Raw genomic sequence first — 15,872 nt, forward strand, 5'->3', positions numbered from 1 at the left:
GGCCAGGCGTGGCGCCTCAGCGGCGGCGCCGCGCCACGAGCTGCGCCAGGCCGCCGATCAACAGCGCCGCGCTGGCCGGCTCGGGCACCGGGGTGGTGTGCAGGTCGAGCTGGAAGAACGCGCCCGCGCCCACCTGCAGGCCGCGCATGTCGACCTTGAGGCTGTGCTCGCCGAAGTTGATGCGCGAGGCGTCGAGGCCCGCGATGTTGGTCGACAGCTGTACGCCCGAGATGACGGTGGCGTCGTCGTAGAGCGAGGTGAACTGGAACCGGTTGTGCTGCACGTCCAGAAAGCCGGTGCCGGTGCCTGCATAGCTGTAGCGGATGGCGTTGGCGCTGAAGTCCAGGCTCTGGGTCGACGCGGTCAGCACCTTGCACAGGTCAGCGCCGCTGCCGCAGCTGAGTTCGACGCCGGTGCCCACCACGACCTTGTCCAGCGTGTTGATCGTGTCCGCCTTGTCCACGAGGTGGTAGTGAACGTTGACCGTCGAGTCCAGCAGGCTTGCGGCACTGGCCAGCGAGGGCAGCAGGGCGGCCACGGCAAGAAGCTTCTTCATTCGCGTCTCCAACGATGAGGTGGCGCGACTCTAGGCAGGCACTTCCTCGTCGCAAGCCCCTAGCTTTGCCGAATCGGTGTACCAAGTAACCGCAAAACCTCCCTCACCGCCTGGGCGCGGTCCTGCGGGTTGCTGAGAACTTTTTCAACGCGCAACTTCTCGTTACCCACCAGCTTGATGTTGCGGTTCTTCTGCACCAGCTCGATCACGCGCATCGGGTCGATGGGCGGGTCCTTGCGGAAGTTGATGTTGATCAGCGTGGGCGCCGCGTCGATCTTGCTGACGCCGTAGGGCTTGGCGAGCACGCGCAGGCGGTGGGTGTCGAACAGGGTCTGGCCCTGCATGGGCAGCTTGCCGAAGCGGTCGGTGATCTCCTCGAGCATGGCGTCGATCTGCTCGTTCTTCTCGGCCGTGGCCAGGCGCTTGTAGAGGCTCAGGCGGACCTGCACATCGCCGCAGTAGGCGTCGGGCAGCAGGGCGGGCGCGTGCAGGTTGATCTCGGTGGTGGCGGCAAAGGGCGACAGCAGATCGGGCTCGCGGCCGGCCTTCAGCGAGCGCACCGCTTCGCTGAGCATGTCGTTGTAGAGCTGGAAGCCGACTTCCATCATGTTGCCGCTCTGGTGCTCGCCGAGCATCTCGCCGGCGCCGCGGATCTCCAGGTCGTGCATGGCCAGGTAGAAGCCCGAGCCCAGTTCCTCCATCGCCTGGATGGCGTCCAGGCGCTGCAGGGCCTGTTTGGTCAGGCCCTGCATGTCGGGCACCATCAGATAGGCATAGGCCTGGTGGTGGCTGCGGCCGACGCGGCCGCGCAGCTGGTGCAGCTGGGCCAGGCCGAACTTGTCGGCGCGGGCAATGATGATGGTGTTGGCGCTGGGCACGTCGATGCCGGTCTCGATGATGGTCGAGCACAGCAGCAGGTTGTGCTTGCCCTGCACGAACTCGCGCATGACGCGCTCCAGCTCGCGCTCGGGCATCTGGCCGTGGGCGATGACGATGCGCGCCTCCGGCACCAGCTCCTCCAGCTTTTGCCGGCGGTTCTCGATGGTGTCGACCTCGTTGTGCAGGAAGTAGACCTGGCCGCCACGCTTCAACTCACGCAGCACGGCCTCGCGGATGGTGCCGCTGCTCTCGGCGCGCACAAAGGTCTTGATGGCCAGGCGGCGCTGCGGCGCGGTGGCGATGACGGAGAGATCCCGCAGGCCTTCCAGCGCCATGCCCAGGGTGCGCGGGATCGGCGTGGCGGTCAGCGTCAGCACGTCCACCTCGGCCCGCATGGCCTTCATCGCCTCCTTGTGGCGCACGCCGAAGCGGTGTTCCTCGTCGATGACGAGCAGGCCGAGGCGGTTGAACTTGACTTCGGCGGACAACAGCTTGTGCGTGCCGACGACGATGTCCAGCGTGCCGTCGGCAATGCCCTCCATCGCCACCTTGATTTCCTTGGCCGAGCGGAAGCGGCTCATCTCCGCCACCTTGACGGGCCAGGCGCCGAAGCGGTCGACGATGTTCTGGTAGTGCTGCTCGGCCAGCAGCGTGGTCGGCGCCAGGATGGCGACCTGCTTGCCGCCCATGACGGCGACGAAGGCCGCGCGCAGCGCCACCTCGGTCTTGCCAAAACCCACGTCGCCGCAGACCAGGCGGTCCATCGGCTTGGGCGAAATCATGTCCTGGATGACGGCGTGGATGGCGGCGCGCTGGTCGGGCGTCTCCTCGAAGCCGAAGGATGCGGCAAAGGCCTCGTAGTCGTGGCCTGAGTACCTGAAGGCATGGCCCTCGCGCGCAGCGCGGCGGGCGTAGAGGTTGAGCAGCTCGGCCGCCGTGTCGCGCACCTGCTCGGCGGCCTTGCGCTTGGCCTTCTCCCACTGGCCGGAGCCGAGCTTGTGCAGCGGTGCTTCTTCGGCCGACACGCCGGTGTAGCGGCCGATCAGGTGCAGCTGGGCCACGGGCACGTAAAGCGTGGCCTTGTCGGCGTATTCCAGATGCAGGAACTCGCTGCTGCCGTCGCCCACGTCGATGTTGACCAGCCCCTGGTAGCGCCCGATGCCGTGGTTGATGTGCACGACCGGGTCGCCCACCTTCAGCTCCGACAGGTCCTTGATCAGCGCGTTGACGTCGCTGACCTGCTCCTGCTTGCGCCGCCGCCGGGTCGTCGGCATGGTCGCGAACAGCTCGGTCTCGGTGAAGAGCTGAACCGGCTGCTGCCCGTCGTTCCAGAAGAAGCCGGTCGCCAGCGGCGCCGCGGTGATCGCGTATTTCTCGTCACCGGCCAGGAACTCGGCCAGGTCCTTGACCGAGGGCGGTTCGATCTTGCTGTCGCGCAGCTGCTCCAGCAGGCTCTCGCGCCGGCCTTCGCTTTCGGCCAGCAGCAGCACGCGGTGCGGCGTGGCCTTCAAGTGGGCGGCCAGGCGGGCCAGCGGCTCCTGCACGCCGCGCTCGACGCTGATGTCGGGCAGCGGCCGGGCGAAGTCGACGGGCTCCGTGCCACGCACCGACAGCACGGCATGCGGCTTGGTCAGGCCGAAGAAGTCCTCGACCGTCAGGAAGAGCTCGCTAGGTGCCAGCAGCGGCCGCTCGGGGTCGTGCTGCAGGAAGCGGTGGCGCTCGCGCGTGTCCGTCCAGAAGCGCTGGATGGCCTCATCCACCTCGCCGTGCAGGGCCAGGCCCGCAGGTTCAAGCCCCCAGTTCGCGGCTTCGCCGCTCCGACCCCCCGAGGGGGCTGCGTCACCTTGGGGCGGCCCGGCGGTGCCGCCGCCGAGGTAGTCGAAGATGGTGGCCGTCTGCTCGAAGAAGATCGGCAGGTAGTACTCGATGCCGCCGCTTGCCAGCCCTTCGCCGATGTCGCGGTAGATGCGCGCCTTGCTCGGGTCGCCGTCCATCTTCTCGCGCCAGCGCTCGCGGAACTTCTTGCGCGCGGCGTCGTCCATCGGGAACTCGCGGCCCGGCAGCAGGCGCACCTCGGGCACGGGATAGAGGCTGCGCTGGGTGTCGGGGTCGAAGGTGCGGATGGAGTCCACCTCGTCGCCGAACAGGTCCACGCGGTAAGGCACGTTGGAGCCCATCGGGAACAGGTCGATCAGGCCGCCGCGCACGGCGTACTCGCCCGGCTGCACGACCTGGCTGACATTGGTGTAGCCAGCCAGCGTGAGTTGCGAGCGCAGCGAGGCTTCGTCCAGCCGCTGCTTTTGTTTGAAGTTGAAGGTCGTGCCCGCCAGGAAGCCCGGCGGCGGGAGCCGGGTGAGCGCCGTCGACGCCGGCATCAGCACGACATCAATGCTCTTGCTCTTGCGCGACTGCAGAAGTTCCCACAGCGTGGCCAGGCGCTCGGAGATCAGGTCCTGGTGCGGGCTGAAGCTGTCGTAGGGCAGGGTCTCCCAGTCGGGGAAGACGGCGACCTTGAGTTCGGGCGCGAAGAACTTCAGCTCGTCTTCCAGCCGCTGCGTGTCGCCGGGCTCGGCGGTGAAGATGGCGGCCATGCGGCCGGCGTCGCGCTGCTGCTGCACGAAGCGCGCGAGCAGCAGGGCGTCGGCGGAGCCGACCGGGCGGGAGTGGGTGAACTTCTTGCCCGGCGCAATGGCCGGCAGCGAGGGCAGCGTCATGGGGGCTCTACAAACGACAACAGCCCCAAAGCGGGGCTTGACCGGATTCTAGGGACGCCATGTCCTTTGGACTGTCGGCAGAGGCCTCGCTAGCATCGCGACCTTCACACCGGAGATTCCATGCGCCGTCGTCACGCCCTGAGCCTGCTGGCCGTCAGCCTGTCACTCAGCCTGCCCGCCTGGGCCGCCCCTTCTGAAAGCCAACGCTTCCACCAATGGCTGGACGCCCAGTGGGAGCTGGTGCTGCAGCGCCAGCCCATCCTGGCCACATCATTGGGCGACCCGCGCTACAACGACCGCCTCGTCGACACCACGACCGCGGCCTACCGCGCCCAGGCCCGGCGCGAGCTGCAGGCCCAGCTGAAGGCGCTGGCCGGCTTCGACAAGGCCAAGCTGGCGCCCAAGGACCGCATCTCCTACGCCATTCTCAAGCTCGACCTGGAACAGAACCTGGCGGGCGAGCGCTTCCCCGAGTGGATGCAGCCCATCAGCCAGATCGGCGGCCTGCCCAACTTCCTGGCGCAGATGGGCACGGGCCAGTCCATCCAGCCCTTCAAGACGACCAAGGACTACGACGACTGGCTCAAGCGCCTGGCCCTGGCCGTGCCCGTCTTCGACGGCAGCATCGCCAATATGCGCGAAGGCCTGAAGGCCGGTGTCGTGCAGCCGCGCGCGGTGATGGACAAGGTGGTGCCCCAGCTGACGGCGCTGGCCGTCGCCGACCCCGAGCAGAGCCTGTTCTGGGGCCCGGTCAAGAACTTCCCCGCGGCCGTGCCGGCCGCCCACCGCGAGCGCATCACGGCCGAGATGCGCAAGCTGCTGGCAGGCCGGGTGCTGCCCGCCTATGCGCGGCTGCTGGCCTTCGTGCGCGACGAGTACACGCCCAAGGCGCGCGCCAGCACGGCCTGGTCGCTGCTGCCGGACGGCAAGGCCTGGTATGCCCACCGTGTGCGCCAGTCCACCACCGTCGCGCTGACGCCGGACGAGATCCACGCCATCGGCCTGAAGGAGGTGGCGCGCATCCTCGGCGAGATGGAGGGCGTGCGAAAGCAGGTCGGCTTCCAGGGGGATCTCAAGGCCTTCTTCAAGCACCTGCAAGACGACCCCAAGTACTACTACACCAAGCCCGAGGATCTGCTGGCCGGCTACCGCGACCTGCAGACGAAGATCAACGCGCTGACGCCCAAGCTCTTCGACATCGCGCCCAAGGCCGACTACGAGGTGCGCGAGGTCGAGGCCTTCCGCGCCGAGAGTGCGGCGGGCGCGTCCTACCAGAGCCCGTCGACCGATGGCTCGCGGCCCGGGGTGTTCTATGTGAACACCTTCAACCTCAAGGCCCAGCCCATCTTCGGCATGGAGACGCTGTCGCTGCACGAAGCCTCGCCCGGCCATCACTTTCAGGTCACCATCGCGCAGGAAGACCAGGACCTGCCCAAGTTCCGCCGCTACGGTTCGTCCTATGTCGCCTATGTCGAAGGCTGGGCGCTGTATGCCGAGAGCCTGGGCAAGGAGCTGGGTCTCTTCACCGATCCGCTGCAGTGGTATGGGCGGCTCTCCGACGAGCAGCTGCGCGCCATGCGGCTGGTGGTGGACACCGGGCTGCACCACAAGGGTTGGACCCGCGAGCAGGCCATCCGATACATGCTGGACAACTCTTCCATGGCCGAGAGCGACGTCGTCTCCGAGGTCGAGCGCTACATCGTCTGGCCGGGCCAGGCGCTGGGCTACAAGATCGGCGAGCTGGAGATCACCAAGTTGCGCGCCCAAGCCGCAGAAGCGCTGGGCGACAAGTTCGACATCAAGGGCTTCCACCGTGTCGTGCTGACGGCGGGGCAGGTGCCGTTGCCGGTGCTCAGGGAGCTGGTCGTGGAGTGGGTCAAGTCCGCCCGCTGACTTGGCCCAGAGGCTTGAAGTGGCCTTGAAGCTGGGTGGCGGCGTGCCATCTTGAGCGCTGGTGCCCGTGGCGCATCGCGTGAGGCGCCGGCGTCGGCAGACGCGGTGCCGACCAGACTGCCCACTTCGGCCGGCGCCATCGGCACCAAGCCCAGCCCATAACGTTCCGTTAATGTCCGCCCCTCATTCTTTTGGGCAATGGAGGCGCCATGCGGATCTTGCTGGTGGAAGATGATGAGCTGATTGCGCAGGGCTTGCTGGCCGGTCTGCGCGTGCACGGCATGACGGTGGACCAGGTCGCCACGGCGGCCCATGCCGAAGCTGCCCTGGCGACGCTCGCCTGTGACGCTGTCGTCCTGGATCTCGGCCTGCCGGATGAAGACGGGCTCACATTGCTGCGGCGGCTGCGCGCCGGCGGCTGCGCCACGCCCGTGCTGATCCTGAGTGCGCGCGACGCCGTGCCTGACAGGGTGGCGGGCTTGCAGTGCGGGGCCGACGACTATCTCCTCAAGCCCTTCGACCTGAGCGAGCTGGTGGCGCGCCTGCATGCGCTGGCGCGGCGGGCTGCAGGCCGTTGCGTCGACGTCATCGAGCGCGGCGCCCTGCGCGTCATGCCCAGCCTGGGCGAGGTGATGATGCATGGCCGCGTGGTGCCGCTGCCGCGTCGCGAGCTGGCACTGCTGAGCGCCCTGCTCAATGCGCGTGGTCGCATCCTCAGCGTGGAGCAGTTGAAGGGCCTGCTGTACGACTTCAACGACGAGATCGAGAGCAACGCCGTCAACGTGCACATCCACCACCTGCGGCGCAAGCTGGACGCGGGCTTGATCGAGACGGTGCGTGGCGTCGGCTACCGCATTGCGGTGGGCATGGCATGAGCCTGCGCATCCGGCTGCTGTTGATGATCGGCGGCGCGCTGGTCCTGCTGTGGGGTGCCGTCGCCTTCTGGCTGCATGGCGACAGCGAACGGCAGATGCAGCGCATGCTGGACGACCGCCTCGTCACGGCAGCCTACATGGTGTCCGATCTGGTGACGCAGAACCCGTCGTTGTGGACGGCGAGCGCCGGCCCCCGGCCCGCGCTGCAGCCGGTGCTGTCGCTGACCGGGCCCCTGGCATGCCAAGTCAGCAGCGCGCGCGGCGAGATCCTCGTGCGCACGGCCGGCGCCTCCGGCGCGCTGCTCGACGGCGCCGCCGCCGGCTTTGCGTTCAAGTCCATCGAGGGTCTGACCTGGCGCACGTACACCGTCAACACGCAGGGCCTGGCGATCACCACCGCCGAGCGAGTCGCGGAGCGCTCGACGCTGCTGAAGAGCGTTGTGCTGGCCGCCGTGGCGCCGTTCGGCGCGGCGCTGCTGGGCGGGCTGCTGGTGCTGTGGTGGGGGGTCGGCAAGGCGCTGCAGCCGCTGGAGCGCTTGCGCGGCGAGCTGGCCGCACGTGCCATCGACGAGTTGGCCCCGGTTGCCGCCGGCGGGCGCCCGCGCGAGCTGCGGCCCTTCGTCGACACCGTCAACGAGATGCTGGCCCGCATCCGCGCCACGGTGCAGCGCGAGCGCCGCTTCACCAGCGACGCCGCGCACGAACTACGCACGCCGCTGACCGCCATCAAGGTGCACCTTCAGGTACTGCGCTTGTCCGAGGGCGACGATGCGTTGCGCGCACTGGACCATGCCGACGAGGGCGTGGCGCGCCTGCAGGCTGCGTTGAGCCAGTTGCTCATGCTGTCGCAGCTGGAAGCGCATGCCGGCGCGGACGGCCCGGGTCACACCGCGGTTGCCGACGTGGTGGCACTGGCGGTGCGCGACTGCGCGCCGGCGGGCGACCTGCGGCTGCAGGTCTTCAACCGCTGCGAAGAGGCTGCTGTCGCCGTGCCTGAAGCCCTGGCCGTCACCGCGCTGCGCAACCTGCTGGACAACGCCTGCCGCCACACGCCCGCCGATGGCTGCATCCGGCTGCATGTCGACTGCCTGGGCGGCAACGTGCGCATGACGGTGGCGGACACCGGCCCCGGGCTGGACGACGAAGGCCTGGCCACGGCCACCGAGCGCTTCTGGCGGCGTGGCACGGGTACCGGCAGCGGCCTGGGCCTGTCGATCACGCAGGCGGTGTGCGAGCGCTTCGGCGGGTCTCTCACGCTGGAGCGCTCGGACGAGGGCGGGCTGCTGGCCACCGTCAGCTTGCCGCAGGCAGTGATCAGCAACGACGAGGAGACGCAATGCTTTATCCCATCACCGTGAACGGACAACCGCGGCAGCCCGACGTGGAAGCGGACACGCCGCTGCTCTGGGTGCTGCGCGACACGCTCGGCCTGACCGGCACCAAGTTCGGCTGCGGTGCCGGCTTGTGCGGCGCCTGCACGGTTCAGCTGGATGGGCAGGCCGCACGCAGCTGCACGGTGCCGATCAGCGCGGTGGGCACTGCCCGCGTGGCCACCATTGAGGGCTTGTCGCCGGACCGCTCGCACCGGCTCCAGCAGGCGTGGATCGCTGAGCAGGTGCCGCAATGCGGCTACTGCCAGTCCGGCATGCTGATGGCCGCCGATGCGTTGCTGAAGGCCACATCCCGGCCGAGCGACGCGGACATCGACGCCGCCATGACCAACCTGTGCCGCTGCGGCACCTACAGCCGCGTGCGGCGCGCGATCAAGCGGGCCGCCGGCCTGCCGGTGGAGGCAGCATGAGCGCCGCGCCGGGCCGTCCCAGGCAAGCTCGCTCCCGCTTGGCGGGACCGGCCACACGTCGAAGGGGGCCCCGATGAGCGTCATCCAACTGCGGCGGCGGTGCCTTCTGCAAGGTGGCCTGGCGGGCGGCTTGATGGTGGCCGTCGCCCCGCTGCGCGCGAGTGCAACTGCCGGTGATGCAGGCGGGCAGGAGCTGCAAGGCTGGGTGCGCATCACCCGCGATGGCTCGGTGACGGTGCTGTCCAATACCAGCGAGATCGGGCAGGGCACCGGTACGGCCATCGCGCAGATCCTGGCCGACGAGCTGGACCTGGACTGGCGCCGCGTGAGCCTGGCGATGGCGCCGCTGGAGAAGCGCTACTTCAACCCCCACTGGGAGGAGTACGGCACCTACGGCAGCGGCGGTGTGGCCTACCAGATGGAGCCGCTGCGGCGTGCCGGCGCGCAGGCGCGCGCCATGCTGGTCGCCGCAGCTGCCGGCCAGTGGCAGGTGGCCGCCAGCGAGTGCGACACGAGCAGCGGCGAGGTCGTCCACCCTGCCAGCGGCCGCCGCACGGCCTACGGCCAGTTGGTGGAGCTGGCCGCGCGCCAGCCGGTGCCGGCGGATGCACCGCTGATGCCGCGCGAGCGCCTGCGCTACATCGGCCGGGACATGCCCCGCCTGGACATCCCGGCCAAGACCGATGGCAGCGCCGTCTTCGGGGTCGATGTGCGCATGCGCGGGCTGCTGAGTGCGGCCATCGTGCAGTGCCCGGTATTTGGCGGCCGGCTGGCCGGCGTGGACAGCGCGCCCGTGCTGCGCATGCCCGGCGTGCGCCAGGTGGTGCTGCTGGACGACGCCGTCGCGGTCGTGGCCGACTCCTACTGGCGCGCGCAGAAGGCCGCGGACGCGCTGCAGCCGCGCTGGGACCTGCGACGTGCCCGGCGGCCGGACAGCGCCCGCTACATGGCCGCGCTGCGCAAGGCGGTGCGCGGCGAGGGCGCCACCTTCTTGCCTGCGAACACCAGCGCCGCGCAGGTGAAGGCGCGCTACGCGCAGGCGGCGCGGCGCGTGCGGCGCTCGGTGGAACGTACCTACGCCGTGCCCTTCCTGGCGCACGCGACGCTGGAGCCCATGAACGCGACGGCCCGGGTCTGCGAGGGCAGCGCGGAGCTGTGGGTGCCGACCCAGTCGCAGACCGGCACGCAGAACGCGGTGGCCGCCCTGCTCGGCCTGCCGGTGACGGCGGTCACCGTGCATACGACGTTGGCGGGCGGCGGCTTCGGGCGGCGCATGGAGCTGGACTTCGCGCTGCAGGCCACCCGCATCGCCCAGGCATGCGGCGCGCCCGTCAAGCTGATCTGGAGCCGCGCACAGGACCTGCAGCACGACTTCTACCGCCCCGCCGCCGTGGTCCGGGTGACGGCCGGCCTGGACGGCGCCGGTATGCCGGTGGCTCTGCGGGTGGACTCCGCCTGCGAGTCCATCCTGCAGCATTCGCGGCTGGGCGAGTGGCGCGAGTACGCCCGCCCGGTGGACAACAGCGCAGCGGGCGACCTGCCCGATTACTACCGGTTCGCGGCCATCCAGATGCAGATCACTACGGTCGACGTGGGTGTGCCGGTCGGCTTCTGGCGCGCAGTGGCGGCGACGCAGAACGTGTTTGCCTACGAGTGCCTGATGGACGAACTGGCCCAGGGCGCGCGCATGGACGCGCTCGCCTATCGCCGCGCGCTGCTGCCGCCGGATGGCCGTGAGCGGCGCGTGCTGGACCTGCTGGCCGAGCGCTCGGCCTGGCAGCGCGGGCCGGCGCCGGGGCGGCACCGCGGCATGGCGTTTTCCCGTGCCAACGGCAGCCTCGTCGGCCATGTGGTGGAGCTGTCCGTGGACGCCGGCCGCAAGGTGCAGCTGCACCAGGTGTGGACCGTCATCGACTGCGGCATCGCGGTCAACCCGCACAACGTCCGCGCCCAGGTGGAGGGCTGCATCGTGTTCGCGCTGTCGGCGGCGTTCCATGGCGAGATCACGCTGCGCGGTGGTGCGGTGCAGCAGTCCAACTTCCACGACTACCGGCTGCTCGGGCTGGCAGCCACGCCGAAGATGGATGTGCAGATCGTCGAGAACCAGGAGAAGCCCGGCGGCGCCGGCGAGGAGGCCGTGGGCGGCCTGGCGCCGGCGCTGGTGAACGCCCTGTTCGCCGCCACGGGCCAGCGCATCAGGGAGCTGCCGCTGTCGTGTTCGGGCTTCTCGATCTGATCAGCCTTTGCCGCCGCCTGGCAGCGCCTCCCTCGGTTGCCTGTCGGCCGGCGCCCTGCCGCCAACTGCGCCGTCGGCTCGAACGTGTTGACCGCGGCGGTTCACTCCGTCAGGCGTGAATCCTCACCACGCGCGCCGGTCTGCCCAAGGCCTCACGGGCACGCAGCTGGCCGCAGCCGCCTTCGACATCCTGCCCGGCCGAGTCGCGCAGCTTGGTCAGCACGCCGCGACCGCACAGCTGGGCCGCGATGGCCCGCGCGCGCTCCCAGCTCGGCCGCGTGTAGGGCAGGCCGGGGGCGCTGTTGAACGGGATCATGTTCAACAGGCCGTAGCGGCCCTTGAGCAGGCGCACGATGCCGTCCAGCTCCTCGGGCCCGTCGTTGACGCCGTCCAGCAGCGTCCATTGGTATTGGGTCGGGTAGCCGCTGGCGCGGGCATAGGCATCCGCTGCCTCGACCAGTTGCTCGGGCGACAGCCGTGGCGCCCGCGGCAGCAGGTGCTCGCGCTTCGCGGCGTCTGTCGTGTGCAGGGACAGCGCCAGTGCCGGGCGCACCGGGGCCGCATGCAAGGCTGCGAAGGCACGTTCGTCGCCCACGGTGGAGAACACCAGCTGCTTGTGCGCGAAGCCGCCTTCGTGGCCCAGCAACGTGATTGCGTCCAGCACATTGACCAGGTTGTGAGCCGGCTCGCCCATGCCCATGAACACGACCTTCTTCAGCCTGGGGTTCTTGCGTCGCGCCATGACGACCTGCGCCACGATCTCCGCGCTGCCGACCTGCCGTATCAACCCGCCTACGCCCGTCATGCAGAACTGGCAGCCCACCGCGCAGCCGACCTGGCTGGACACGCAGACGCCGTCGCGCGGCAGCAGCACCGTCTCCACGGTCTGGCCGTCGTGCAAGCCCAGCAGCAGCCGCGCCGACTGGCCATCGCTGCCGGCATGCTCGCTGCGCAGTGCCAGCAGCCCGTCCAGCTCCGCCATCAGGCCCGGCAGCGCCTGCATGACGCCCTTGGGCAGCCAGCCCTGCAGCGGCCGCTTGCCGCCTTCGATGGGCAGCGCTTGCACCCAATGGCGCAGCACGCGGCTTTCATGGGCGGGCTTGGCGCCAAGAGCGCGCAGGCGCAGGCGCAGGTCGGGGATCAGCATGGTGGGGCCGATTGTCCGTCCGCCCGCGCCGAGAATGCCGCCATGAGCCCAGCCCGCTTCTTCGCCCTCGTCCCCGCCGCTGGCATCGGCGCGCGCTCCGGCGCCGGCATGCCCAAGCAGTACGTCGAGATCGCCGGCCGGCCCATGCTGGCGCACACGCTGGCGGCACTGGCGGCCGTGCCGCGCATCACGCAGACACTGGTGGTGCTGTCGCCGGATGACGACCGCTTCGAGGCGGCGCTCCCCGGGCATGCCGGCTGGGTGGCGCGGGTCGGCGGTGCCAGTCGCGCGCAAAGCGTGCTGGGTGGATTGGCAGAGTTGCGCCGCCATGGCGCGGCGCAAGAAGACTGGGTGCTGGTGCACGATGCCGCTCGCTGTCTGCTGCAGCCGGCCTGGGTCGATGCGCTGATCGATGCCTGTGCCGGCGACGCCGTCGGCGGGCTGCTGGCCCAGCCGGTCGCGGACACGCTCAAGGCCTGTGACGCCCAGGGACGCGTCAGCGCCACCGTCGACCGCCAGGGCAAGTGGGCCGCGCAGACACCGCAGATGTTCCGCCTCGGTCTGGTGGAGCGAGCGCTCGCGGCGATGGGCCGAGCGGCCACCGACGAGGCCAGCGCCGTCGAGGCCCTGGGGCTGGCGCCACGGCTGGTGCGCGCGCCGATGGCCAACTTCAAGGTCACGTGGCCTGAGGACTTCGCGCTGGCGGAACGCTGGCTCACGGCCCCAGCCGGAGCTCGAGGTCTTCGCCGCTGAGGAAGTCGCCGTTGGCCGGCACCTCGACAGCACGCTCAAGCGCCCCTTGCAGCTTCAGCTTGGCCGCCTGCTCCGGCGCGACGCGCAGCCGCAGCGGGCCGGGCGTGACCTGATGGAAGAGGTAGTAGCCATCGGCCGCGCTGGTTGTCGTGGCGATAACCCGGCCGCTGCCGTCCACAAGCTCCAGGCGTGCGTCGCCAATGCCGCGCCGCTTGCCGCCGGTCTCCAGCAGATAGACGGTGCCCTCGACTTCCGAGGTCATGATGACCGGGAATTCGAGCGGCTCGACGCGGCCGGGCCGCGGCAGCACCCGCACGCCCGGCACCAGGGGCTTCCACTGCGGGTCCTCCAGCGTCGTCGGGTCCAGCGCGATGTCGGCATAGCGGCCGGGGGCCAGGCGGCTCAGCAGCGCGACGCCGTCGGCGCCGGTGTGGCGCGGGTGCCTGCCGCCGCCGTTCAGGACGAAGCCGGCGTTGGGCACAACCTCCTCGCCGGCCTCGTAGACGCCATTCATGTTGCGGTCGACAAACGCGCGCGCCGACACCGCGCCGCTGCCGGCCAGCGGCTGGCCGTCAAGCTGCCAGCGGCCGTTGCGCGGGTCGCGGTCCAGCGCGACAAAGAGCTGCAGGCCAAGAGCCAGCTCGCGCTGGCTGGAGTAGCTCGCGCTCAGGGCCAGCCCGAAGCTGCCGAGGTTCTTGCTGAAGCCGGCGGACAGCAGCGTCAGGCCTGAATCCATGCTGCGCAGAAGCCCGGCGCTGAGCTGGTAGCCCTTGGCCAGGTTGCGGTCGGCGCTGATGGTGACGGCCTGCACGCTGGCGCCGGGTTGAAGCCGGTAGTTGACCTGCGCGTTCAGGCCGGTGTCGGCAACGCGCCGGCTCAGCTGCAGGGCGCCGTCCATGCCGGTGAAATCGCCGTTGAGCTGCCAGCGCAGGCTGTTGGACAGGGCCGTTCCTCGCACCATGAGGGAGGTGCGCAGGCTCAGCTGGACCTGGCTGGGCGCGCCATCCAGGGTCTGGCGCAGTGCGCTGAAGTCGAGCATGAGGTGTGGCAACGGGCCCAGCCGCACGCCACCCCGCAGGCGCAGCTCATCGCGCTGGCGGGCGCCACCGGCCACGTCGGCGAACGGGTCGCTGGCGAACCCGCCTTGCCGCCGGGTGTGCAGCAGGTCCAGCGCAAAGGCGCCCAGGCGCGTCTTCAGGCCCACCTCGCCCAGGGCGCCGCCACTGCGCATGGTGACGAGCTGCCCGCTGAGGATCAGCGTGTCCAGATAGGCCAACAGGCCGAGCTGGGCGTAGTCGAGCGGCTCGGCGGCCAGGCCGTTGACCAGCCGTGGCCGGCGCACGAGGCCCAGCTTGCCGGTCAGTTTGTTGCCGAGCCCGATGTCGGCCTGCGCCACGCCGCGCACCGAACCGTCATCGGCCACCTGGGCGGCCAGCGTGTAGACGACGTCACCCGGCTTCAGGCTGGCCTGGTCGAGCAGGAAACTCTGCTTCTCGACGCGCAGCTGACCCAGCGGCCCGTGGAAGACGAGGCGGAACTCGTTGGGACCAAAGGACAGCGGCAGGTCGTCGAAGGCGTACTGCCCGTCGGCTCGCGAGGACTGGTAGGCCAGCAACTGGTCGTTGTAGTACAGCGTCACGTCCCAGCCCGGCGGCAGGTCGCCCCGCAGGCTGTGGCGGTCGAAGCTGTTGGGCTGGTCCAGCGGCCGGTTGCTGACCATGGCGCCATTGCCCCGGGCGCTGCCCTGCATGAGATTGCGCACGCTGGGCAGCGCGATGTTGCCCAGGGCGACCGAGCGCGCCCGCAGCGGCCCGAGCAGGCCGGCGTCGGGATCGTTGCGGGCCAACGTCACGCGCAGGTCGGGCCGCGCCTTGTCCTGGGTCATGAGCACATAGGCGGAGCCCTCCATGCCGAGCAGGTCGCTGGTCAGGTAGGCCGTGTAGGCCGTTTTGTACTGGCGCGAGTGACGGCCGAAGCGGGCGTCGGCCCCGAAGGACTGATCGATGGACGGCACGTCGATCAAGCCAGGCGTCGACGCCGCATAGGGGTACCGGGGTCGGTCGGCGGTCTGCATGCCGGCCAGCGCAGCGGCCAGGCGCTCGCGCTCCTGCCGCTCCTGCAGCGGCAGCTTCTCGCGCGGCACGATCTTGAGCTTGAGCCGTGCCAAATCGACCTGCAGGTCAAGCGGCAACCAGCGCATCAGCAGGTGCCGGGAGACAAAGATGTCGTCACCGGCGACCGCGGCCAGGCGTGGCTCGAAGCGTTGCTCCCGTCCGCCGACGCTGACGAGCGACTCGCCCAGGTTGAGCGCGAAGTCCCGCGAGCGCGGTAGCAAGCCATTCGCGCTGCCTTCGTCCGGCCTGACCTGGATGGCCAGCATCAGCAACCGCGACAGCTCACCCAGCGGCAACAGGGTCTGCGTGCCGTCCTGGTAGGCCGTGAAGCTGTCGGATACGACTTGGCCATCCAGCTCCACTTCCAGCACGAGGAGCTGGTTCTCGTTGATGCGGCGTGGCCCGGTCGGGGGCGTCGGCGCAGACCGGGCTGTGGCCGCGTCGCTACTCGGACGCAGGCGCACCTGCCCGTGCGGCAGGTCGACGGCCAGCTCCAGCTTCAGCCAGCGCACCAGCAGTTGCGTCGATACATAGATGTCGCCGCCGATGGCCTGCGCCAGGCGCGGCTCGAAGCTCATACGGCGTTTGCCGACGCCCACGCTCGCCTCCGTCAGGTCCAGCGAGAATGGCCCGCCCGAAGCGGGCAGGGTGCCGACGGCGCGGCCCAGCGCGGCGTCCACACGGATGTCGAGGCCCAGCAGGCGCGACAGGGCGGCCAATGGCAGCAGTACCTGATAGTCCGCCTGGACGGCGTCGATGGGCTCGGCATTCGGGCGGCCGTCGAGTTGCACCTCGAGGCGGCGCAACGGCGTTGGTGCGTCGGCGGGGCCAGCCATGGCCAGCAACGGCGCGGCGAATAGGATGGCCACGGCAAGGCCACCGCGGCTGGCGCGGCCGAAGCCGC

The 15,872-nt window shown here is 69.9% G+C and carries 10 protein-coding genes; 6 read left to right on the forward strand and 4 right to left on the reverse strand.

The window, feature by feature from the left end; all coding sequences use genetic code 11:
* Positions 1–16: 16 nt before the first annotated feature.
* The gene (locus ACT6S0_RS00005) at positions 17–556 is read right to left on the reverse strand and encodes a PEP-CTERM sorting domain-containing protein (protein WP_444761906.1); all 540 of its coding nucleotides are present in this window, start codon (positions 554–556) and stop codon (positions 17–19) included.
* 59 nt (positions 557–615) lie between these two features.
* A complete protein-coding gene (gene mfd, locus ACT6S0_RS00010) occupies positions 616–4,149 on the reverse strand; it encodes a transcription-repair coupling factor (RefSeq protein ID WP_444761907.1) in 3,534 nt (1,177 codons plus the stop codon).
* A gap of 120 nt (positions 4,150–4,269) precedes the next feature.
* On the opposite strand from mfd, the gene ACT6S0_RS00015 reads away from it, so the two are divergent.
* The 5 genes from ACT6S0_RS00015 to ACT6S0_RS00035 all read left to right on the forward strand — a co-directional run bounded on the left by ACT6S0_RS00015 (position 4,270) and on the right by ACT6S0_RS00035 (position 10,954).
* Positions 4,270–6,042 (forward strand): DUF885 domain-containing protein, encoded by a 1,773-nt coding sequence (locus ACT6S0_RS00015; protein ID WP_444761908.1) that lies wholly within the window; start codon positions 4,270–4,272, stop codon positions 6,040–6,042.
* A gap of 209 nt (positions 6,043–6,251) precedes the next feature.
* On the forward strand, positions 6,252–6,917 hold the full coding sequence (locus ACT6S0_RS00020) for a response regulator (protein WP_444761909.1): 666 nt from the start codon (positions 6,252–6,254) through the stop codon (positions 6,915–6,917).
* Positions 6,914–8,275, forward strand: coding sequence for an ATP-binding protein (locus ACT6S0_RS00025; protein ID WP_444761910.1), 1,362 nt, complete (start codon positions 6,914–6,916; stop codon positions 8,273–8,275). Before ACT6S0_RS00020 ends, ACT6S0_RS00025 begins: the two co-directional genes overlap by 4 nt.
* Positions 8,254–8,718: a (2Fe-2S)-binding protein gene (locus ACT6S0_RS00030; RefSeq protein WP_444761911.1), complete on the forward strand. Its 465-nt coding sequence runs from the start codon at positions 8,254–8,256 to the stop codon at positions 8,716–8,718. Before ACT6S0_RS00025 ends, ACT6S0_RS00030 begins: the two co-directional genes overlap by 22 nt.
* Positions 8,719–8,791: 73 nt before the next feature.
* A complete protein-coding gene (locus ACT6S0_RS00035) occupies positions 8,792–10,954 on the forward strand; it encodes a molybdopterin cofactor-binding domain-containing protein (RefSeq protein ID WP_444761912.1) in 2,163 nt (720 codons plus the stop codon).
* Between the two features lie 109 nt (positions 10,955–11,063).
* Here ACT6S0_RS00035 and ACT6S0_RS00040 read toward each other — a convergent pair whose 3' ends face one another.
* A complete protein-coding gene (locus ACT6S0_RS00040; protein WP_444761913.1) occupies positions 11,064–12,101 on the reverse strand; it encodes an RNA methyltransferase in 1,038 nt (345 codons plus the stop codon).
* Positions 12,102–12,143: 42 nt separating this feature from the next.
* Here ACT6S0_RS00040 and ispD point away from each other — a divergent pair, with 42 nt between their 5' ends.
* A complete protein-coding gene (ispD, locus tag ACT6S0_RS00045) occupies positions 12,144–12,854 on the forward strand; it encodes a 2-C-methyl-D-erythritol 4-phosphate cytidylyltransferase (protein ID WP_444761914.1) in 711 nt (236 codons plus the stop codon).
* Here ispD and ACT6S0_RS00050 read toward each other — a convergent pair.
* A complete protein-coding gene (locus tag ACT6S0_RS00050) occupies positions 12,817–15,837 on the reverse strand; it encodes an MSCRAMM family protein (RefSeq protein WP_444761915.1) in 3,021 nt (1,006 codons plus the stop codon). The genes ispD and ACT6S0_RS00050 overlap by 38 nt on opposite strands.
* Positions 15,838–15,872 lie beyond the last annotated feature (35 nt).

The organism is Roseateles sp. (assembly GCF_052436255.1).
Classification (GTDB): Bacteria; Pseudomonadota; Gammaproteobacteria; order Burkholderiales; family Burkholderiaceae_C; genus Pelomonas.